Source organism: Gordonia sp. ABKF26 (assembly GCF_041103195.1).
Lineage (GTDB): Bacteria > Actinomycetota > Actinomycetes > Mycobacteriales > Mycobacteriaceae > Gordonia > Gordonia terrae.
In genome coordinates this window covers 1,615,658-1,639,504 of record NZ_JBGCVZ010000003.1, presented here as the reverse complement: position 1 = coordinate 1,639,504, position 23,847 = coordinate 1,615,658, and the positions used below count along the sequence as shown (strand labels likewise).

Below are 23,847 nucleotides of genomic sequence, written 5' to 3'. Positions count from 1 at the left end.
CACCCGGGCCTTACTCGGGACCGCGCTCGTACCTTGACAACTCCACAGTGAAACGGGCCCGGTCCGCGTTCCCGCTCGCACCGTCGAGCGGGAACGCAGATCGTTGCGGCGCAGTCCTTCGGCGTGGTCGTTGTCGCGCCGGTCACCCTGCCTGACAGGTTCCGATCGCACCGCCCTGCAGCGCCACCTCCACCTTGCGCACGATCGAGCAGTCCGCTGGACCACTCCCGACGGTCCGCATGGGTTCGACCCGCTTCACCGCAGGTGTCGGGGCCACCTGCCGGACGACGGGTGCGGCGACCTCGGGGACAACGGCCGGCGCGGGTGCCGCATGCTTCGCCTGATGTGGGACGACGACCCGTTCGGCCGACACCTCAGTGGTGTCCGCGCGCAGGTGCCGAGGCCCGCCGACCGGGACCTTCCAGCCCTTGTCGTAACCGTGCGCGGCGCCGATCGCGACACCCGCCGCGACCGCGGGCAGCGCGACCAGGGTGGCTACCACAGCCGTCCCCACCAACGGCCCGACGACGAGTCCGGTGGGCCACAACGGCAAGGTGAGTATCAGACCCAATGGGGCACCCACAACGCCGCCGACCGCGAGGGAGAGGGGCGCGGCCACCCCGGCGCCGATGACGCCGCCCACTGCGGCGTCACCAACCATCTGTTCGGCCACCCGGTCCGCGCGGGCAGCTGGAACACCGTTGCTCCGCAACACATCCGAGATGCCCCGGACGATCTCACCGGACCCCGCCGTGATCTGGGCCGCCAGCTCCGGCGGCAACGCGCTCGGCCGGGTCAGATCGAGGTTGCCGACCCGGACCCGGTCACCGGCATCGGCCGCGACCGGCACCATCACCTGGCCGAGCGGCCGTAGGTGCCGCGGCGACGGGACGACCGAGGGCGCCTCCGGCCACTGGCCGACCACGACCGGGCCGGCGTCCGACACCAACGCGGCGTCGACGTGCACGATCCGGAAGGCGTTGCCGGGCAGCACCTCTCCTCCCGGCGTCGACGACGACGGAAGCACCGGGACCGGTAGGGCGACACCGGGCGCGGCCGCCTGGGCGACGGCCGGGGCCGTCACGGTGAGCGATGCGGCCAATGCGCAGCCGAGGAAGGCCCCGGCCGGGCGGCGACCGCGCGGGCGTGGGCACCGGTGTGCGCCGGATTTGCCGATCTTGTCCATGGACGACCTCATTTCTTGATGGTGAACCGATCATCGTGAGAAAACGCTAACCCCGAACGGGCCTGCTGCGAGGCACTTTCGGACGTCAGATGGTCGTCGAGGACCGCTGCGATCCGCGCGATCGCCTCGTTCTCGGTCATCCCCAGATGGTGGGTGTCGACGTCGACATTCGTGATGCTCCCCCGGACGTATGGACCCCACCCGTCGGCACCCACCGCGTCCGGCCGCCGATCGCGCACGGCGGTGAAGTAGAGCACGTCGGTCTCGACGACCGGCGGATGCCAATCACCGGTCGCACGGATGAGCAGGTTGTAGGCGTCGGTCAGCCGCTCGATCGTCGCGGCGTCGATGCCGAACCCGTCCCCGAGACGCTCGGCGATCTGTTCGGCAGCGCGTTCGGCGGTCGCGTCCGAACTCACGAAGTCGATGCCGAGCACCGGTCCGAGATTGCTGATCAGCTCGCCCGCCGTGACCGTGGTGATCGCCGAGGTGTCGACGCCGTCGGCCTCCGTGTCGAGCATCGCCAGCAGGGCGACCTCGTGACCGGCCGCCCGCATCTCGGCCGCGACCGCATGTGCGATCACCCCACCCAGCGACCAGCCCAGCAGGTGGTACGGGCCCTCGGGCTGCACCGACCGGATCTCGTCGAAGTACCTGCGTGCGATCTCGGACATCGTGGCCGGACCGGGCACCTCGCCGCCGATCTGGGGCGCCTGCAGTCCATAGACCGGCCGGCCGGCCGGGATCTGCCGGCTCAACGTCTGGTAGCACCAGGACAGTCCGGATGCGGGATGGATGCAGAACAGCGGCGCCTGCTCGCCCTCCGGACGGATCGGGAGCAGGACATCGAGCCCCACGCCGCGTGACCCCGGGCCACCCGGCCCGGTCGCGGCAGCGTGGTCGGCATCGAACCCGTTGCGCATACCGGCCTCGATCCGCCGGGCCAGGTCGGCCGGGCTCGAATCGGAGAGCATCCACCGGATCGGGATCTCGACGTGCAACTCGGTCTCCAGATCGTTGACCACCTGCACCGACCTCAGCGAATTGCCCCCGAGGGCGTAGAAGTCGTCGTCGGCCCCGACCCTGGGCACGCCGAGCACGTGCTCGAACGTCCGCGCGATCTCGGTCTCGAGCCACGACGAGGGTGCGCGGAACCCGGAGGCGTCGCGGGGCGGCTCCGGCAACCGCGCTCGGTCGAGCTTGCCCGACGCGGTGAACGGCAGCGAATCGAGCACCATCACCGCGTTCGGCATCATGTATCCCGGTAGCGCCGCCGACGCGAAGGCGACGACCTCGGCGGTGTCCACCGATCCCGCCCCGTCCCGGTCCGACCCGACCGGCACCAGGTAGACGGTGAGATAGTCGACCGTGTCCGTCGAGGTGACCGCGGCCGCGGCGCGGGCGACATCCGGATGCCCGGCGAACACCGCTTCGATCTCGCCGAGTTCGATCCGGAGCCCACGTAGCTTGACCTGGAAGTCGCTGCGTCCCAGATACTCGAGCTCACCGGTTCGGCGTCGACGCACCAGGTCGCCGGTGCGATACATCCGGGCGCCGTCGACGAACGGGTCGGCCACGAAACGGTCGGCGGTGAGACCCGGGCGTCCGTGGTAACCCCGAGCCACCTGTGTCCCGGACAGATACAGGTCGCCGGTCACTCCCGCCGGCACCGGGCGCATCCGCGAATCCAGCACGTACGCGCGGGAATTCCACACCGGTACCCCCATCGGCACCGCCCCGTCGGCGGCCGTCCCCACCACGGACGACGTCGCGTGCACGGTGAACTCCGTCGGTCCGTAGAGGTTGTACATCTCCACTCCCGGCAGCGCGCGGCGGGCGGCGTCCACCACGTCGGGCCCGAACGCCTCGCCCGCCACGAGCAGGGTCCGCAGCGACGTCGCCCAACCGACGGGCAGGGCATCGGCGAACACCGCCAGCATCGACGGCACGAACGAGGTGATCGTGACCCGATGGGCGGACATGACCTCGGCCAGATATCGCGGATCGGTGTGGCCGTCCGGTCGCGCGATGACCAGACGGGCACCCACGGCCAATGTCGCGAACAGTTCCCACACCGACACGTCGAAGGTCGCAGGAGTCTTCTGCAGCACCACGTCCGCCGTATTCAGCCCGTACTCGGCACTGATCCAGCGCACCTGGTTGACCACCGAGCGATGCGACACCGCAACGCCTTTGGGACGCCCCGTGGAGCCGGACGTGAACAGGACATAGGCAAGGGCATCCGGGTTCAGTGGTCCGGTCCGCATGTCGTCCGTCAGCGGCGAGTCGTCGAACCCCGTCAGGTCCACGGAGTCGAGTGACGACAGGACCAACACCGGCTGGGCGCACTCGATCATGTAGTCGATCCGTTCGGCCGGATGATCCGGGTCGATCGGCACGTAACCACCGCCCGCGGCGTGCACCGCGTACATCGCCGTCACCTGGTCGAGCGAGCGCCGCATGCGGAGGGCGACCAGCGAATCCGGGCCCACTCCCTGTGCGATCATCCAGCGGGCCAGTCGATTCACCCGACCGGCGAACTCGGCGTAGCTCTGCGTGACCGCCCCCGAGATCACCGCGGTCTCGTCGGCGTGTGCCGCCGCGGCCGCCGCGAACATCGAGGCGAGGTTCTCGGCGGAATCCACATCGTGCGCCGACGCATTCGAACCCTGGAGTGCGGCATGTCGTTCGGCGTCGTCGAGCAGGTCGACGTCGTGGACGGCGCGGTCGGCGTCGGTCGTCATCGCCTCGAGCATCCCCACCAACCGGTCGACGAAGCGCTCCACGGTCAACCTGTCGAAGAGGTCGGACGCGAAGGTGACCCCACCGGCGATGCCCGCAGGCGTACCGTCCGGGTCATAGGCGTCGACCACCGTCACCTGCAGGTCGAACAGGGCCAGCCCGGTGTCCGGCTCGACGGCCCGCACCGACAGTTCGGGCAGTTCGATGTCGGTGGTCGAGATGTTCTGGAACGCGAGCATCACCTGGAACAGCGGGTTGTGGGCGTCGGAGCGGACCGGATTGAGTTCGGAGACGAGCCGCTCGAACGGGACGTCGGCGTGACCGAATGCCGCGAGGTCGGTGTCGCGCACGTCATCGATCAACTGCGCGAACGACATCCCGCTCCACACCCTCGTGCGCAGCACGAGGGTGTTGACGAACATCCCGATCAGGTCATCGAGATCGCGTTCCCCACGCCCGGCATACGGGGTGCCGACGGCGACGTCGTCGGTCGCGGCGAGTCGGGCGAGCAGGGCGGCCAGCGCGGCGTGAACGACCATGAACAGGGTCGTGTTGTGCGCGCGGGCCACCCGTTGCAGCCCGGCGTGCAGTTCGGCGTCGACGGTCAGACCGACGGAATCCCCGGCGTAGGACTGGGTGGCCGGGCGGGGCCGGTCGGTGGGTAGTTCGAGCAGCGGGGGCGTGTCGGCCAACTGTTCCGCCCAGTAGTCGATCTGCGCACGCAACAACGAGTCCGGGTCCGACTCCGAGCCCAGGACCGCCCGCTGCCAGATCGCGTAGTCGGCATATTGCACCGGGAGCGGCACCCATCCGGGCGCCTCCCCCTGCTTTCGCGCGACATAGGCCGACATGATGTCGCGCGCCAGGGGCGTCAACGACGAGCCGTCGCCGCCGATGTGGTGCAGCACGACGGCGAGCACCCACTCGTCGGCGCCGAGTTCGAAGAGCACGATCCGCGTCGACGCCTGGACGGTCAGGTCGAACGGCGTCCCGATCAGGTCCGCGATCGCCTGGTCCACTTCGGTTTCGGCGACCCGGGCGACCTCCATCGGGACGATGTCGGCCTCGGCCGGCAGGATCACCTGGGCTGGTTCCCCCTCGACGAAGGGGTAGACGGTGCGCAGGATCTCGTGTCGGTCGATGACGTCGCCGATCGCCCGGTGAAGCGCGTCGACGTCGAGATCGCCGGACAACCGCACCACGATGGGGATGCTGTACGCCGACGAGTCGGGTTCGATCCGATTGAGGAACCACATGCGTTGCTGGGCGTAGGACAGCGGAACCCGTTCCGGACGAGCGTGTGCCACCAGGCCGACCCGGCCGGTGTCGGCGTGGGATTCGGCGCGCGCCGCCAGCCGCGTCACCGTGGATGCCTCGAAGATCAGTGAGACCGGGATCGTCGTGTCCAGCGCCGCACCGATTCTCGCCACGACGCGGGTCGCGGCCAGACTGTTCCCACCCAGGTCGAAGAAGTCGTCATCGGCACCGACCGCGGCGTCGAGGGACAGGACGTCGGCGTACACCCCTGCGACGATCTCCTCGACCGGTGTGGCGGGTGCGCGGAAGGTCCGGGTGGTGACGATGGGCGCGGGAAGGGCACGCCGGTCGAGTTTCCCGCTCGGCGTCAACGGGATCTCGTCGAGGACCACCACCGCGGCCGGGACCATGTACGACGGCAGGACCTCGCCGAGCCCGGCTCGCAACTTCTCGCCGGTCAGGGCGACACCGGGCGCAGGCACCACATAGGACACCAGGCGCATGCCGATACCGGCGTCGTGTCGCGGAACGGTGACGGCGAAGGCCACCGCGGCCAGTTCGGCCAGGGCGGTGTCGATCTCCCCGAGCTCGACCCGGAAGCCGTGGATCTTCACCTGGAAGTCGTTGCGTCCCAGAAACTCGAGCATCCCGGCGCGGTTCCGGCGAACGAGGTCACCGGTCCGGTACGCGCGTTCTCCCGTCCGTCCGAAGGGATGGGCGACGAACCGCGCCGCCGACACCCCGGGGCGGTTCAGGTAGCCGCGCGCCAGCGCGGGTCCGGACAGGTACAGTTCCCCGGCGACCCCGTCCGGCACGGGCTGCAGACGCGGGTCGAGTACGAGTGTCTGCATTCCGGCAAGTGCCGAGCCGATCGTCGAGCGCTCCCCCACCCGCAATCCGGCCGTGGCGGTGGCCACGATGGTGGTCTCGGTCGGGCCGTACAGCACGCGGAACTGTCGGCCGCCGGCACGATCGGCACCCACCCACCGGCTCACCAGATCGGTGGGCACCTCGTCACCGCCCGAGAACACGACCCGCAGATCGTCGAGACCGTCCGGGTCCACCGATGCCAGCGCGGCCGGCGTGACGAACGCGTGCGAGACGCGATGCCGACGGAGGAGATCCGCCAGTTCGCGACCGCCACGCATCCCGGTGGGCGCGACCACCAGCGCGGCCGCGGCACTCACTGCGAGCAGGATCTCCAGCAGCGAGGCGTCGAACGACGGGGAGGCGAAATGCAGGACCCGCGAGGAGGTTCCGGCCGCTCGGTCCACGTGCAGCGTGGCGAGATAGTCCGCGACGCCGGCGTGTGAGACGGCGACACCCTTCGGCACGCCGGTCGAGCCGGAGGTGAAGACGACCCAAGCGATGTTCGCCGGTCGGACCGGGCACACCCGGTCGGACTGCGCGATCGGCAAGGACGGCAGTTTCTCGATCTCGGCGGCGGTCGCGGGGTCGTCGAGCACCACCCACTCGAGCGCATCGGGCAGCACAGGGCGCGACTCGCGCGTCGTGATACCCAGTGGCGCAACCGAATCGGTCACCATCTGGTCGATCCGTGCAGCCGGGTAGTGGGGATCCACCGGGACGTAGGGGGCACCCGACTTCACGACCGCCCACCATGCCACCACTGAGTCGACCGACCGCTCGACGGCCACCACCACCGGTCGTTCCGGTGCCGCTCCGCTCCGGATCAGCTGCCTGGCCAGTCGACTCGAGCGGCGATCGAGCTCACCGTAGGACAGCTCGACGTCGCCGGCGATCACCGCCGCGCCGTCGGGATCGGCGTCGACGGCGGCCGCGAAGACCTCCGGCAGCAGGGTCGGCTCCGCCGCCGCATCCGATCCGACGACCGTGAGCAGTTCGGTGCGCTCGTCGTCACCGAGCCAGTCGATGTCACCGACGGGCGTCGACGCGTCGGTGACGATCGCGTCGAGCACGAACTCGAGCCGACGAACGAATCCCGCGACGGTCGCGGGGTCGAAGAGGTCGCGGGCGAACATCATCGTGCCGGCGATCCCCTGTGCCGCACCGTTGTCCGAGTACGACTCGGCCACGACCAGCTGGAGGTCGAACTGACAGACACCGGTGTCGGCCCGCGCACGGGACACGTGTAGGTCCGGCAGTTCGACGTCGACGCCGGACAGGTTCTGGAACGCCAGGGCGACCTGGAACAGCGGATGGTGGGCGGTGGACCGTTGCGGATTGAGCTCGGACACGATCCGCTCGAACGGGACGTCGGAGTGCTCGAAGGCGTCCAGGTCGACGTCACGCACACGGTCGAGCAACCCGGCGAACGACTCCGCCGCGTCGAGATCGGTCCGGAGCGCGAGCGTGTTCACGAACATGCCGACGAGGGGCTCCAGATCCGGTTCGCCGCGCCCGGCCACGGGTGCGCCGATCACGACGTCGTCGACCCCGCTCAACCGGCCGAGGACCGTCGCGAGCGCGGCGTGCAGGACCATGAACAACGACGCGCCGTGTGAGCGGGCGAGGGCCAGCAGTTGCTCGTGGAGCCGAGCATCGATCGCCACCGGCACCTGACCGCCGGCCAGGGTCGCCACCGGCGGGCGCGGCCGGTCGGTGGGCAGATCGAGGACGTCCGGTGCACCGGCCATGGTCGCGCGCCAGAAGTCCAGCTGGGCGTGCATCATCGATGCCGGGTCATCGTCGCGTCCCAGCATCTGGCGTTGCCACAGGGCGTAATCGGCGTACTGGACCGCGAGCGGTTCCCAGGCCGGTTCCGCGCCGCCGAGCCGAGCGGCGTAGGACGTCATCACATCCTGCGCCAGCGGTGCCATCGACTGTCCGTCACCGGCGATGTGATGGACCACGAGTACGAGCAGGAAGCGTCCGTCGGTCGTCCGCCGGTGGTCTCGACCCCGCTCGTCCGGATCATCCACCGCGACCACTGCCACGCGCATCGGCACCGACGTGGTCACGTCGAATCCGCGGCGCACGAATCCGGCGACGACGTCCTCGACCTCGGTCGCCGGCACCCGGCGGGTCTCCACGGTCACCGGGGCCTCGTCGAGGATGAGTTGCCACGGGTCACCGTCGATCTCGGGATAGATCGTCCGCAGTACCTCGTGCCGTCGGACCACGTCGCCGAGCGCCCGCTCGAGTGCGGCGAGGTCCAGTCGCCCCGTCAGTTCGAGGACCACCGGGATGTTGTAGGCCGGCGACTCGGGCTCCATCCGGTTCAGGAACCACATCCGCTGTTGCGCGAGCGACAACGGAAGTCGTTCCGGGCGTTCGGAAGCCGCCAGCGGTGCGCGCCGGTCGTCGCCCAGCGATCCGACCGACTCGGCCAGGGCCGCAACGCCGGGCGATCGGAACACCGATCGAAGTGGGATCCGCACCCCGAGGACAGCTCCCAGCCGCGCGGTCACCACCGATGCGCTCAGCGAGTCACCGCCCAGGGCGAAGAAGTCGTCGTCGGCGCCCACCCGCGGCACTCCGAGGACCTCCTCGAACACGGCGGCCACCGCCGACTCGGCTCGGTTGGACGGTGCGCGGAACTCCCGAGCGGCGAAGACCGGTTCGGGCAGCCGACGCCGATCGAGCTTGCCGGTCGGGGTGAGCGGGATCTCGTCGAGGACGACGACCGCGGCGGGAACCATGTACGCGGGCAGCGTCTGCTCCAGGGATGCGCGGAGTTCGTCCCCGGACAGCGACACCCCCGGCGCGGCGGTCACGTACGACACCAGGCACTGCGGCGTTCCGTTCCCCCCATGCGGGACGGTCACGGCATAGGCGACGTCCACGCGGGACCCGAGGCGCGCGTCGATCTCGCCCACCTCGACTCGTGTACCGCGCACCTTCACCTGGAAATCGTTGCGTCCCAGATATTCCAGTTCACCGGATCGGGTGACCCGGACGAGATCGCCGGTCCGGTACATCCGGGCGCCGGGCACATCGGCCGGGCAGGGCACGAAACGCACGGCCGTCGTCGCGGCACGCCCGACGTAGCCGTCGGCCAACCCGGGGCCGACAAGGTACAACTCGCCGACAACGCCCTGCGGGACCGGGCGCATCCACGAGTCGAGTACCACCGTGCCGACGGGTCCCACCGCGGTTCCGATCGTGATCGGACCGGCCACGCCCAACGGTGCGCTCGCGGTGGCCCAGATCGTGGACTCGGTCGGTCCGTAGAGGTTGACCATCCTCCGGCCGCCGGCCCAACGCCACACCAACTCGTGCCCCACGGGCTCACCCGCGGTGGCCAGCACACGAAGGCTGTCGAGACCTTCGGACGGCACGGTGGCCAGGGCCGACGGTGTCAGCACCGCATGGGAGATGTCCTCGCGCCGGATCAGATTCGCGACGTCGGGCCCGCCGTAGACCTCCGGCGGCGACACGGCCAGCCGCCCGCCGGACCCGTGCGCCATCAACAGTTCGAACACGAAGGCGTCGAAGCTGGGCGATGCCACCTGGAGCACGGTCGACCGGTGGTCGACGCCGAGGACCGCGCGCTGGGCCGCGACGACCTGTGCCAGTCCGCGATGGGACACCACCACGCCCTTGGGCGTACCGGTGGACCCCGACGTGTAGATCACGTAGGCGGTGTCGGCGACCCGGATCGGGCCGCTCCGTTCGTCATCGGTGATCGGGTCGGCGGGTCTGACGCGCGCACGAGAAGACGAGTGCGGCCCGTCGAGAACGATCCAGTCGATGCTGTCGGGCAGCCCCGCCCGGCACGCGCCGATCGTGATCCCCAGCCCGGCGCGCGAATCGGCCAGCACGAACTCGATGCGTTCGGCGGGCAGGTTCGGATCCAGCGGCAGGAACGGTACTCCCGCCTTCGCCGCCGCCCAGATCGCGATCGCCGCCTCGACGGATCGTGGCAGAGCGCACGCCACGAGGCGATCCGTCGCGCGCCGCAGGATCTGTCGGGCCACCCGGTCGGACTCCGCGTCGAGCGCTCGGTACGACATCGACGTCTGCCCACAGGTCACCGCGATCGCATCCGGATTCTGCCCGGCCGCGGCGGTGAGGATGTCGAGAAGGGTTGCCGGTGGCGCCGACTCGTCGGTCCGGCCGACACCGGCCGGCCCCGCATGACGGAGGTCGCCGAGCCGTACACCGGGCCCGTCGGCGATCCGGGCCAGGCATTCCACGAAGTGGTCGGCGATCTCACGCGCGCGGGTCTCATCGAACTCGTCGCGATGGAACCGCACCGTGACGCTGAGCCCCGGCTCGCCCTCGCCGCTGTCGATCTTCGGCGCCACGACGACGCTCAGCGGGTACGGCGTGGCGTCGAGTCCGGTGATGCCGTCGACGTGCAGACCGGCCGAGGTGACGAGCTGTTGCAGCGCCTCCTCGCGCAGTGGGAACGACTGGAAGGCCAGCGCGGTGTCGAACAGATCCGACCGTCCCACCGCGCGGTGGATGGCCGGGAGTCCGACATAGTGGTGGTCGAGAACCAGCGCGTTCGCGTCCTGCACGTGAACCAGCAGGTCACGCAACGACATCGACGGATCGAGACGGACCCGGATCGGCACGGTGCTGAGGAACATGCCCAACGCCCGTTCGACGCCGGGCAGCTCCGGCGGTCGCCCGGCCACGGCGGAGCCCAGCACCACGTCGGTGTCACCGGTGAGGGTTCGCAGGACGAGCGCCCAGGCCGCCGAGAGGGCGGTGCCGACGGTCACGGCGGAATCCGCGACCGCCGACCGCAGGCGCGCGTACTCCTGCTCGGGGAGTTCGGCGATGATCTCGCCGGCCGCGACCCCACTCATCGCGAGGCCGCCCCTGGTCACCCGGGTGGGTCCGTCGACGTCGGCGTAGGCGTGCGCCCACGCGGCCGTCGAGGCGTCGTGATCCTGCGCGTCGAGCCACGCGAGGTAGTTCCGGTACGACGACGCCGGGCCGGCCACGCCGATCTGCGCCGGATCTCCGTAGTACTGCAGGAGTTCGCCGAGCAACAGCGGCATCGACCAGCCGTCGAGGATCACGTGGTGGTTGGTGACATGGACCGCGTAGCGGTCGGGGTCGAGTCGCACGACAGTGAATCGGATGAGGGACGGCTCGGCGAGATCGAAACCCGCTCCGGCCTCGTCGGCGGCGATCCGACGCGCCGCTCCCCGGTCCTCGACCGCGGTGAGATCGACGCTCCGGAAACGAACCCCGACATCGCCGACGACGACCTGCCGGGGGCCCTGCGACGTCTGGACGAAAGCCGTCCGCAGGATGTCGTGCCGGTCCACGACGGCCTGAGCGGCGCGGCGCAGCAACTCCACGTCGAGCCGACCGGACAGGGCGATCGTCGATTGCACGGTGTAGTCGTCCACGGAGTCGGGATCGAGCGTCGAGTGGAAGTGGATCCCCGACTGCGTCGGCGACAGCGGCCACACATCCGTGAGCGCCGGGAACCGCCGTCGCAGGCTCTCGAGGTCGCCGTGCGGCAGCTGCTCGAGGTGCGACCCCGAATGTGCGACATCGAATTCGGCGCCCACACCCGTCGACAGGACGTCGGTGTCCGGCCCGTTCGCCTCGCATCCCGTGCCGGTGTCGCCGATTCCGGTCGCGACGGCGGCAAGGGCGGCGACGGTCTTCGCCTCGAAGACCGCACGGGGGGTGATGGACAGGCCGGCCGCCTTCGCTGCCGCGACCAGCTGCATCGAGACGATGCTGTCGCCGCCGAGCGTGAAGAAATTGTCGTCGGCGGTGACGTCCTCGAGCTGCAACACCTCGGCGAACAGAGCGGCGATGATCCGCTCCGTCGGTGTCCCCGGCGCTCGCCCGCCCCCGCTCTCGGCGCGGAAGTCGCACTGCCGCAGCGCTTTCGTGTCGACCTTGCCGGATCGGGTGACGGGCATCGACTCCAGTTCGATGATCGCCGCGGGAACCATGTACTGCGGCAACGTGTTCGCGAGATCGTCGTGCAGTCCGTGCACGTCCAGCGTCTCGTCGGGCGTCCCGACGACGTAGGACACGATGACCGGACGGCCCGAATGTCCGCGCTGGAGCACCGTGGCTGCCTGGGCGACACCGGCGTTGCGCACGAGGTGGGCGTCGATGTCCCCGGTCTCGATCCGCAGGCCGTGGACCTTCACCTGCTGGTCGTTGCGGCCCAGGTACTCCAGCCGCAAGGCGTCGTCCACGCGCACCCACCGCACGGCATCGCCGGTGCGATACAGGCGTTCTCCCGGGGCCCGCAGTGGGTCGGCGACGAACCGCGCCGCGCTGACGCCCGGGCGGTCGAAGTAACCGCGCGCGAGTCCAGGACCACCGAGATAGAGTTCGCCGACCACACCGACGGGCACCGGACGCAACCAGGTGTCGAGCACGAACGCCGAGACGCCTCGGATCGGCTCCCCGATCGTCACCGGTTCACCGGGCCGGAGGTCGTCGGCGCCGGTCGCCCAGATCGTGCTCTCGGTGGGGCCGTAGTGATTCATCAGTCGACGCCCCGGCGACCACCGGTTCACGATGTCCGCACCCGTCGCTTCGCCGACCACCGCGATGATCCGCAGCGCCGGCAGTCGGGACGGGTCCATCGTGTTGAGCACCGTCGGCGTGATGATCGCGTGGGAGACCCGCTCGATCCGCAGTAGGTCCTCGAGATCGGAGCCGCCGTAGACCTCGGGCGGCGCGACGACCAGGCACGCGCCGGCACTGTGCGCGACCAGCACTTCCGAGACACAGGCGTCGAACCCCGGCGAGGCGACCTGCAGAATCGTCGAATCCTGGTGCACCGCGAACGATTCCGCGTATTCGACGACCCGATCGGCGAGACCGCGATGGGTGATGTGGACGGCCTTGGGCCGGCCGGTGGAGCCGGAGGTGAAGATGAGGTAGGCCGCGTTGTCCGGCCGGAGTGGGCGGGGGTCGACCGGCCGGTCCGGCAGTGCGGTGTCATCACCCAGCGGGAGCGAGCCGGGGCCGACGAGGGTCAGCCACTCGACCGTGTCCGGGAGGTTCGGCACGACGGCGTCGACGGTCACCCCGATGGTGGATCGCGCATCGGCGAGCAGTTCGGCGATGCGATAGGCGGGATTGCCCGGGTCGACGGCGACGAAGGCCGCCCCGGTCCGCGCGACCGCCCAGATCGCCACGATGAGCGCGGCCGACCGCGGGACCGCCAGCGCCACCGAGGTTTCCGGGCCGGCGCCGCGGGCGGCGAGGTCGGCGGCGAGTCGGCCGCTGCGGTCCGCGAGTTCGCGGTAGGTCATGGTCGCGCCGTCGGCGCGCACGGCGGGCGCCCCGGGGTGCCGGCGTGCGGTGTCGGCGAGGATGTCCCGGAGCACGCGCGCTGACACCGGGGGTGGCCCCTCGATCGGACACAGGGCGGCGCGTTCGGTGTCCCAGCACGAGGCCAGCGCGGCGACCGTGCGGCCGGGTTCGGCGGCGATCTGCCGCAGCAGGAGCACGAACCGCTCGAGCAGCACGTCTGCGGACTCCGCGTCGAGCCGGTCCACGGCGTACTTCAGCAGAAGTTCATAGGTGCCGGGCTGATCGGTGGCCGAACGGTCGGAGCTGCCCGGCCGGGGCGGTGTGACCTGGAGGCTCACCGGATACGGGGTGGCGTCGTGCGCGGCGAGACCGTTCCATCGCAGGCCGGCGTCGGCGAGCATGCGGTTGATCTCGTCCGGATCAAGGGGGTAGGACTCCAGCACCGTGGCGGTGTCGAACATGTCGGCCACCCCGGTCACCCGCTGGAGCTCGGCCAGGCCGATGTCGCGGTGGTCGAGCATCGCCGCCTGCTCGGACTGTGCCCGCGTCAGGAGATCGACGACGCGCTCGTCCGGGCGGAGCCGGATCCGCACCGGCAGGGTGTTGATGAACAGTCCGATCATCTGCTCGATGCCCGGGATCGAGGCGGGACGATCGGACACCGTGTTGCCGAACACGACGTCGGACCGGCCGGTCATGATCGAGAGCAGCAGGGCCCACGCCACCTGGATCGAGGTGTTGGCGGTGACGCCGTGGGCGCGTGCGAGTCCCGCGATCGCCTCCGTCGTCGCCCTGTCGAGTTCGAGGCCGGTCTCGCCGATCTCGCCGGTGGCGCCCCGTTCCGGCACTCCGGTGAGTCGCGTCGGACTCTCGATGCCGGCGAGGGTCTCCTGCCACGCGCGCGTCGTCGCATCGTGGTCGCGGGTGTGCAGCCACTGCAGGTAGTCCCGGAACGTCCGAGGACCCGGGAGTCCGGTGTCGCCGGCCTTCCCGCCGTCGGTGAGGTACAGGCGCAACAGCTCGGAGATGAGCACCGGCATCGACCAGCCGTCGAGCACGATGTGGTGGTTGGTGATCGACAGCACGTACTCGTCGGTGTCTGATGTGCCGACGGTGTCGGCGGTGTCCGATGTGCCGACGGTGTCGGCGGTGTCCGATGTGCCGACAGTGTCGCCACATGCGACCCGCGCGAGCCGGAAACGCAGCAGGGGCGGGTGTGTCAGGTCGAAGGGCCCGGCCGACTCGGCGATGAGCCGCCGCAGTGCCCGGTCTCGGTCGTCGGCGTCGACGATGCCGGTGAGGTCGGAGTCCGACCAGTCGACGGCCACGTCGTCGAGGAGAATCTGGCGTGGCCCGGCGCCGGTCTCGACGAACGCGACGCGGAGACTGTCGTGCCGATCGATCAACGCCTGCGCGGCCCGTCGCATCCGTTCGGGTCGCAGGCGCCCGCCCAGTCGTAGTTCGGCCTGCACGGTGTAGCCGTCGGCGGCGTCGTCGTAGGTCGCGTGGAACAACAGACCGGACTGCAGCGCGGTGAGCGGCCACACGTCGACCATCGACGGGTGGGCCACCGCCCAGCGATCGATGTCGGCCTGGCTGACCGAGACCAGGGGGAAGTCCGACGGCGTGTGACCGCCGGCCGTCCCGGACCGGACGTGTTGGGCGAGACCCTTGAGCGCCTGCGCCCACAGCGCGGCCAGTTCTTCGACGTCGACCCGGTCGAGCACCAGCGAGGCGTACTCCCAGCCGACGTCGAGTTCGGCGCCGGCCGGGCCCGGTTCGGCGATCGCGTTGATGTCGATGAGGGCGGGCAACGCCATCCACGGGTCGCCGGTACCTGCCAGCGCGTCGAATCCGCGCGCCGGCATCCACGGGCCGGTGTGTTCGCCGGTCCCCATCCGGCCCAGATAGTTGAGGCTGATCTGGGGTTCGGGCCGGTCTCCCAAAACGTCGCGGCCGGTCGGATCGAGGTACCGGACCAGTCCGTAACCGATCCCGTGATCAGGCGCGGCCCGGAGCTGTTCCTTGATCTGCTTGATCGCCAGCCCCGCCGACGCACCGCCGGTGAAGGCGTCCTCGAGGTCGACGCCCTGCAGCTCGAGCCGGACCGGGAAGCGTGCGGTGAACCAGCCCACCGTCGAGGTGAGGTCCGCGCCGGGTACCGCGGCCTCTTCGCGACCGTGACCTTCGAGAGCGATCAGTTCGCTGCCGTCGGTCTGGCCGTGCCTGCGGCGCCACTGCGCGAGCGCGAGGGCGAGGGCCGCCAGCAGCGGATCGTTGGCACCGCCGTGGAACCGCGCGGGGATGGTGGTGAGGACCGCCTCGGTCACATCCGCCGAAATCCGCATCCGGAGCCGGCCGGCGGTGGCGACGATGTCGCGATCCGGGTCGAGTGCGCGACGACCGAGCAACCGGTCCGCCGGTTCGACTACCTCCGTCCATCGGTCGAGTTCGGCCGCGGCACGCGACGGAGCCTGCTCGACGAGGCCGTGGACCCAGCGCCGCACCGAGGTCGTCGGCAGGCCGAGGTTCGGCACGTCCCCCTCCCGGATCTGATGCCAGGCCGTGACCAGGTCGGCGAGGATGATGCGCCAGGAGACGCCGTCGACGGCCAGGTGGTGGATGACCAGCCACATCAGGTCGGGCGCGGAGTGCTCGCGGTCCTGCAACCAGACGAACCTCACCAGCACGCCGGCACGCGGGTCGAGCCGGTCGGCTGCGGCCTGGAGGTGCCGGTCGATCTCCTCGGCATCCCGCTGTTCGAGCCACGTGTGCTCCAGCACCTCGTCCGCGTCGACCGCGCCGGGCGGCCGGACGACCACGTGCGGCTGGTCCGCCAGATCGTCGACGAGTACGGCGCGAAGGATGTCGTGCCGATCCAGGACGGCGGTCAGCGTGCGGACCAGCTCGTCGCGCCCGACGGCGTCCGGGAGTTCGACCAGCGCCGCCTGTCCGAAGCGGTCGATGGGACCACGGTCGAGCATCGCGTGCATGATCGGCGACAGCGGCAGAGACCCGATGGCACCGCCGGGCAGCTCGCGCAACCCGGCGTCGTCGGCGACCTCGGACGCCATCGCGGCAAGTGCCGCAACGGTTTTGTGCTCGAACACGTCCTGGGTCGTGAACGCCAGGCCGCTCGCCTTCGCCCGCGCCACGAGCTGGATCGAGAGGATGCTGTCACCGCCGAGAACGAAGAAGCTGTCGTCGGCACCCACCCCCGCAACTCCCAGGACGTCCGAGAAGAGCTGCGCCAGTTGATATTCCCTGGGCGTGGACGGCGGCCGCCCAGACCGGGCGGCGGCGAACACCGGTGCGGGGAGGGCACGCCGGTCGACCTTGCCGAACGGGTTCAGCGGCAGGGCGTCGAGCGTCGTGATCACGGCCGGGACCAGGTGCGGTGGCAGACAGTCACGCGCGAACCGCCCCAGCTCCGCCGGCTCGGGCCGCGGCCCCGCCGCCGGCACCACATACGACGCCAGCACGGTCGTGCCCGCATGATTGCGCACCGGCACGGTGACGGACTGTTCCACCTGGGCGTGGCCGGTGAGGGCGGCATCGATCTCGCCGGGCTCGATCCGGTAGCCACGGATCTTCAGTTGGAAGTCGGTGCGACCCAGCAACTCCAGCGACGGCGACGTCGACGCACCGACCCAACGCGCGAGATCGCCGGTCCGGTACATCCGTTCGCCCGGGGCGCCATTCGGATGGGCGACGAAACGAGCCGCGGTCTGACCGGACAGGTGCGCATATCCGCGCGCCAGACCGGGGCCGGCGAGGTACAGCTCGCCCGCCGTCCCCACCGGCACCGGCTGGAGCGCGTGGTCGAGGACCATCACCGAGGTCCCGCGGATGGGGCCCCCGACGGTGACATCGCCGTCGGTTTCGACCACCGAGCTCGCGGCCGTGATCGTCGCCTCGGTCGGCCCGTACTCGTTGATCATCGTCGCCGATCGCGTCCACCGTTCGACGACATGCGGCGCGCATCTGTCGCCCCCGACGACGACCGTCTGCAGTCCCGCCAGCGGCTCCGGCTCGACGGTCGCCAGCATCGCCGGGGTCAGGGTCAGGTGGGTCACGCGCTCGTCGGAAAGCAGCCGTGTGAGCCGCTCCCCGCCGATGACCTCCGGCGGGACGATGACCAAGGCGGCGCCGGCCGCGAAGCAGGTAAGGAGTTGTTCCATCGACGCATCGAAACTCGGGGACAGCGCATAGGACACCCGTGAGTCCGGTCCGAGGCCGTACGCGTCGGTCCGGTCGGCGACGAGACTCGCCAGACCGGCATGGGTGACCTGCACGCCCTTCGGCACGCCGGTCGAACCGGACGTGTAGGTCATGTACGCGACGTTCTCGAGTCGTGGACGCGTTGCGAAGTCGCCGTCGTCTGCCCCGTCGTGGTCGCCGGGGTCGGTGTCCGCCGACAGGTCACCGAGGTCGATCCGGACCGCCGCCGGCGGCACTCGATCGGCGAGGTCGTCGACGGTGATCGCAGCCCGGGCACCGCTGTCGGCGACGATGTGCTCGATCCGCTTGCGCGGGTATTCCGGATCCACCTGGACGATCGCGGCCCCGGTCTTCGCGATCGCCCAGACGGCCACGACGGTGCCCAGGGATCGTGGCAGCAGGACGGCCACCGAGGTCTCGGGCTCGCAACCGGCGGCGAGCAACCGACGCGCGAGCCGCGACGAGGCGGCGTCGAGTTCGCGGTAGGTCATGCTCCGCCCCGAGGCGCAGATCGCGATTGACTCTCGGTGCCGCGCAACCGTATCGGCGAGGACATCGGCCAGCACCCGCGGCGCTGCGGGGTCGGCGCCACGGACCGGGAGCAACGCCGAGCGCTCCTGCTCGTCGAGCAATGGAAGTCGTCCCACGTGGTCGCCGGGCGCCCCGCCGAGGAACTCGTGCAGGAACATCAGGAACCGGCGGTGGTGCGCGGTGAGCTCGTCGGGTGTGTAGATGTTCGGATTGCCCTGCAGGTCGATGTGTGTGCTGCTCTTGCCCGCACCCGGGTAGATGTTGACGAACAGATCGGACGTCGGGCCGGACGTCAGGACGTGCAGGCGCCCGGTGACCCCACCCAGGACGACCTCGCTGTCGACCATCATGAGATTCACCGCGGGCCCGAAGGAGGCCGACTCGTCGCGGGCCATCCCCATGTCGGCGAAGATGTCCTCCTGGCGGTACCGCTGGCGGCGCAGGGCGCTCAGCAATTCCCCCTGCACGGAGGTCACCACGTCGCCGAGGGTGCGCCCCGCGACCGGGACGCGCAGCGGCACCACATTCGCCACCATGCCGCCGGACCTGCGGAGCACGGCCGAGTGCCGACCGGACACCGGCAGGCTGAGGAGCACCTCGGCGCTTCCCGTCATCCGCGCGAGGTACGCGGCGAAGGCCGCGACGATCACCGGGGTGACTCCGCCTCCCTCATGCGCGGCGGCGTCAAGGCGCTGTGCCGTGCCCTCCGGAATCGGCGCGCTCACCAGGATCGGGTGCAGGGTCGGCTTGCCGTGCCGGCCGGCGAGCGTGACGACCGGCGGAGCGCCCTCGAGGTGCTCGCTCCAGTACTTCCGATCGTTGTCGTGACGAGTCGACCCCGGGTACGACGCATCCTGGTCGACGATGTCGGCGATGTCGCTCGCCGTCGACGGCGGAGCCGGGTCGCCGCGAACGGCGGCGTTGTACAACTCGGTGATGCGCCGGACCATCGTGACGGCGGCGAACCCGTCGAGCGCGATGTGATGGGCGCGGAGGTACCAGATGTAGTGCTCGTCCCCGACGCGGTAGACGATGCTCGTCATCAGGTGATCCGCCAGCAGATCGAGCGGTGTGGTGTAGTCGCGCACCATCATTCGATGAGCGGTGGCGATCGGGTCGGGCTCGTCCCGGAGGTCCACGGTGCGCACCGGGGCGCCCTGTGCGGCGACGTACTGTCGTGGTTCGCCGTCGACGACGGTCAAGCGCAGGTGTCCGGATCCGAATTCCCGCCCCGTGGTCCGGCAGACCGTGGCCAGCAACTCGGTGTCCAGTGCGCCGTCGATGTCGACGTATTGCGCCACCGAGATCGGCAGATCACCCGCGAGGTGCTGAGCGAACCAGATCCCCCGCTGCGCGGCGGACAGCGGCAACGAGTCGATGCCGTCCCCCGGTCTCGTCGGGGCGGCGGCCGGTGGCCGGGTCGATGGGCCCGCGGGCGGGTTGACGATGTCCTTGTCGGAGATGGTCACGTGGCCTCCATGCGTTCGTGTCGATCGCACTCGTCCGGGGTTCGGGACGACCCGGGCGGACCCCGCAGACCACGGGACGAAAGATCTCATCACCCGCGCAAGATCAAGCCAAGTAAGCCCCCCTGGAGAGCTGTCGCCCCGTCGACAAATCGGACCATACTCCCGATAAACATTCGCCGACATCAATTTTCGGCAAAGGCAAAATGCCGGTAAAGGCATCTTAATGACATGGGACAAATAGTCTCGAAAGCGTCACGAAAGATCAATTGGTCTCATCAGATGAGTTTTCGGAAAAGGGTGGATTCTTGGCCATGTCTCTGATTTTCAGCTGTGCGATCGGTAAAACCGAATCCGGATTCATCAGAAAGTCAGTGTTTGTCAAACAACAAGTGCTGGTTGATATTTGGTGACCAGGGCCGATTGCGTCAATACGCCCTTTGACGACGAACCACCCAAATGGGACATGCGGAAAGTTAGGTGTCGTTGCTAACAAATAAGTTCTCTATGCTAATCGTCGGTTTGATTGCGACTACCCTGATCACAATTGATCGAATCAACCCTTCAAATCGCCCGAATCGGCAGTGTCATTCACTGGCACGACACCGTCCGCAATCGGCCGGCTTCGACCGAGGCGACCGGAAGCGGTGGCCGTCCCCGGGCCGACCGGGCGCCACCCGACGGCACGCGCCAGGCCCTGCGGGGCCATCCCGCTCGAGATGGACTCGTGCTCACCGATGACGTAGGTCTCGTGCCAGATCCCGACCGAGTCGGTGTCGGCGAGCTCCCGGTTGAACCACCGCCAGACGGGCAGATGCGGCGCGTCGGGGTCGGACGCGAACCGCCGGAGATCGTCGGCGCTGCGCCAGTACGACAACACCATGAGTGAGCCACCCACATAGAGACGGGCGTCGAGCATACCCGCCTGCGGTCGTCGCCGGAGATGGATGAGCATCCTCGGCATCGCCGCCATCACCGACAACCACGCGCGCACCCGCCAGGGCCGGGTCACCCGCATCCCGATCAGGAACACGGCCGTGCCCGCGGGCGGGACGTCGTTGGTCATGCGGACGGCTCGGCGGGGTGGCATGGCGACTCCGTAGTTTGGTAACACTGTTACAGAACGATGTTATGAAACGATGGTGGTCGTGGCAAGACCTCGATCGCACACCGATGACGTGCGGACACGACTCCTCGACGAAGCGGTCCGGGTGGTGGCCGCGCACGGGGTCGGCGCGCTGTCGGTGCGGGAGGTGGCTCGCGCTGCCGACACCTCCACCACCGCGGTCTACTCGCTGTTCGGGAACAAGGAGGGACTGTCGCGCGCGATCCTGGTCCGTGCCTTCGACTCGTTCGCGGGCGCGCAGCGGTCCGCGGTGGCGGCAGCCGAGGGTCCGATGACGCTGGAAGGCCTCGGGGTCGCCTACGTCGGATGGGCACTGGAGAATCCCAGGCTCTACGAGCTGATGTTCTCCGACGCGCTCGTGGGGGTCGAACGCACCGACGAGACCCGTGCGGCCGCGACGCGTGCGATCACCCCGCTGCGCGAGGGGGTGCAGGCGGCGATCGGAGCCGGGCTCCTCCGCGCCGCCGACACCGAGACCGTCGTCGCATCGTTGTGGGCGCAGGTGCACGGGATGGCGACGCTCCTGCTGTCGGGCAACTACCCGGCGGGCGCCGACCCGGTGGCCGCCGCGACCGCCGTCATCGACGGGTGGCGCACTGCACGCGCCTGACCGCGGTGGGACCGGAGGCGCACTAGGGTATCGGTATGGCAGGGCGCAGCATGGATTTCGACCCCATCGCCGAGGCACGGGAGAACTGGACCCAGGCGGGGTGGGGCGGGGTCGCCGACGGCATGGTGGCGGTGACCTCGGTGATGCGCGCGCACCAGATCCTGCTCGCGCGCGTCGAGGCCGCACTGCGTCCGTACGATCTCAGCTTCTCCCGCTTCGAACTCCTCCGCCTGCTGGCGTTCTCGCGGCACGGCTCACTGCCGATCACCAAGGCGAGCGACCGGCTCCAGGTCCATGTCACCAGCGTGACCCACGCGATCCGACGGCTCGAGGAGGGCGGCCTCGTCCGGCGCGTCCCGCATCCCACCGACGGACGCACCACGCTCGTCGAGATCACCGAGCTCGGGCAGAAGACGGTGGGCGAGGCCACGGAAACCCTCAACCGCGAGGTGTTCGGCGACGTCGGGATGTCCGACGACGAGATGACCGGCCTCGTCGGCGCGATCCAGTCGCTTCGCAAGCACAACGGGGACTTCTGAGTCGGCACCTGAAACGCGTATGACGTTGCACCCGGAAACCGGGCACAACGTCATACGGATTCCGGAGCCACCCGACGACGGAACCGCACGCCGACCGGCAGCGTCGAATCACCATGGACATTGCCGAACTGGCCGCCCGCCGAGACGGCGTGTTCTCCACCCGCGAAGCCCGCGACTGCGGCGTCAGCTCCTCGACCATCCACCGCAAACTCGCCGCCGGCGACTGGAAAGCCGTCGCACGCGGGGTGTACCTCGTCGCCGGACACCCCCGCACAGCCCGAGCCCAAGCGCGCATCGCGGTCCTGTCGGTCCACACCGCAGCGGTACTCGGCGGCGCGGCCGCCGCCTGGTGGCTCGGCCTCCACGACGACGAACCACGAAAACACGTCGTGTACACGCCAACCCGCGGCACTGCCCGCCGCTCATCAGCGACCGCACTCGTCCGATACCGCCCACTGCACGCCGAGGACATCACCATCCACCAGGGACTTCCGACGACGGCCGCCGCACTGACCGTCCTCGACGCCTCCCTCGACATCGGGATCAGCATCCTCGACTCAGCACTACTGACCACCCGCGTCACCCTCGACGCACTCCACGCCGCACACGACCGCTACCCGAACCGACACGGAGCACCACGAGTCGCCACCTATCTACGACTCCTCGGCGACGGGGCACGATCAGAGGCCGAACGACTCACCACCGAACTGCTCACCACCGCCGGGATCACCGGCTGGATCGCGAACATGCCCACCCTCGGCCACGTCATCGACTTCGCCTTCCCCGACACGAAGATCGCAGTCGAGATCGACGGCTTCGCCTTCCACCGCGACGTCGCCACCTTCCAGCGCGACCGGACCAAACGCAACCTGCTCACCGCCAACGGCTGGACCGTCCTCAACTTCACCTGGACCGACCTCATCGAACGACCCGCCCAGGTCGCCACGGCCATCCACACCGCGCTCCACCGATCAGCCGCCTGAAACGCGTATGACGTTGCACCCGGAAACCGGGCACAACGTCATACGGGTCTCGTGCGGACGGCGAAGACCTAGTGCAGCGAGGTGATGATCGCGCTGAAGTCGAGGTCGGCGTGCTGTTCGGCGAAGCCGCGGTAGAGCTGTGCGGCATGAGTGCCCAGCGGTGCGCGCGACCCCGTGCTGGCGACGGCGTCCATCGCCAGACCGAGGTCCTTGTTCATCAGAGCGGTCGCGAAGCCCGGCTTGAAGTCGTTGTTCGCCGGCGACGTCGGGACCGGACCCGGGACCGGGCAGTTGGTCTGCACGGCCCAGCAGTTGCCGGTGGCGCCGGTGATCACGTCGTAGAGCGCCTGATCGTCGAGACCCAGCTTCTGCGCGAGGACGAACGCCTCGCCCACCGCGATCTGCTGGACGGCGAGGACCATGTTGTTGCAGACCTTGGCGGCCTGGCCGGCGCCCGCGGCACCGCAGTGGATGATCTTGCCCGCCATCGGATCCAGGGTTCCGCGTGCGGCGGCGAAGGCCTCGTCCTCACCGCCCACCATGAACGCCAGTGTGCCCGCGACGGCGCCCTTGACGCCGCCCGACACCGGCGCGTCGAGCTGCGCGAAGCCGTGCTCGGCAGCGCGCTGGTGGATCTCGCGGGCGTCGTCGACGGAGATCGTCGACGAGTCGATGAACAGCGCGCCGGTAGGCGTCGCCGGGAGGATGTCGTCGTACAGCTTCTTCACGATGGCGCCACTCGGCAACATCGTGATCACGACCTCGGCGGCGGACACCGCCTCGATAGCGGCCGGGAAGGTCTCGATGCCGTTGTCCTGTGCCGTCTTCACCGCTTCGGGTACCGGATCGAACCCGCGAACGGTGTGCCCGGCCTTCACCAGGTTGGCGGCCATCGGGCCGCCCATGTTGCCGAGGCCGAGGAAGGCGATCGTCGTCATTGTCTCTGCTTCCTACGAAAGTGGTTGTGGAGGACGGGTTGTCAGCCCTTCGAGGCTCGTCGCTAACGCT

Annotated in this window: 7 protein-coding genes; 3 read left to right on the top strand and 4 right to left on the bottom strand. The window is 69.6% G+C overall.

Annotated elements, in window-relative coordinates; genetic code table 11:
• Positions 1-142 precede the first annotated feature (142 nt).
• The 3 genes from AB4Z55_RS07910 to AB4Z55_RS07900 all read right to left on the bottom strand — a co-directional run bounded on the left by AB4Z55_RS07910 (position 143) and on the right by AB4Z55_RS07900 (position 20,671).
• Positions 143-1,198: a hypothetical protein gene (locus AB4Z55_RS07910; RefSeq protein WP_369519499.1), complete on the bottom strand. Its 1,056-nt coding sequence runs from the start codon at positions 1,196-1,198 to the stop codon at positions 143-145.
• Positions 1,195-19,584 carry an amino acid adenylation domain-containing protein gene (locus tag AB4Z55_RS07905; RefSeq protein ID WP_369519498.1) on the bottom strand — a complete coding sequence of 6,130 codons (18,390 nt, stop codon included), beginning with the start codon at positions 19,582-19,584 and terminating at the stop codon, positions 1,195-1,197. The genes AB4Z55_RS07910 and AB4Z55_RS07905 overlap by 4 nt, the downstream gene beginning before the upstream one ends.
• A gap of 553 nt (positions 19,585-20,137) precedes the next feature.
• Complete coding sequence (locus AB4Z55_RS07900) at positions 20,138-20,671, bottom strand: DUF4188 domain-containing protein (protein WP_369519497.1); 534 nt, start codon at positions 20,669-20,671, stop codon at positions 20,138-20,140.
• Between the two features lie 49 nt (positions 20,672-20,720).
• On the opposite strand from AB4Z55_RS07900, the gene AB4Z55_RS07895 reads away from it, so the two are divergent.
• From AB4Z55_RS07895 to AB4Z55_RS07885, 3 genes are all read left to right on the top strand, one after another.
• Positions 20,721-21,317, top strand: coding sequence for a TetR/AcrR family transcriptional regulator (locus AB4Z55_RS07895; protein WP_369519496.1), 597 nt, complete (start codon positions 20,721-20,723; stop codon positions 21,315-21,317).
• Positions 21,318-21,352: 35 nt separating this feature from the next.
• Positions 21,353-21,856: a MarR family winged helix-turn-helix transcriptional regulator gene (locus AB4Z55_RS07890; protein ID WP_004022492.1), complete on the top strand. Its 504-nt coding sequence runs from the start codon at positions 21,353-21,355 to the stop codon at positions 21,854-21,856.
• A 113-nt stretch (positions 21,857-21,969) separates the two neighbouring features.
• On the top strand, positions 21,970-22,839 hold the full coding sequence (locus AB4Z55_RS07885; protein WP_369519495.1) for a type IV toxin-antitoxin system AbiEi family antitoxin domain-containing protein: 870 nt from the start codon (positions 21,970-21,972) through the stop codon (positions 22,837-22,839).
• A gap of 68 nt (positions 22,840-22,907) precedes the next feature.
• Here AB4Z55_RS07885 and mmsB read toward each other — a convergent pair whose 3' ends face one another.
• A complete protein-coding gene (gene mmsB / locus AB4Z55_RS07880; protein WP_064571021.1) occupies positions 22,908-23,777 on the bottom strand; it encodes a 3-hydroxyisobutyrate dehydrogenase in 870 nt (289 codons plus the stop codon).
• Positions 23,778-23,847: the final 70 nt, after the last annotated feature.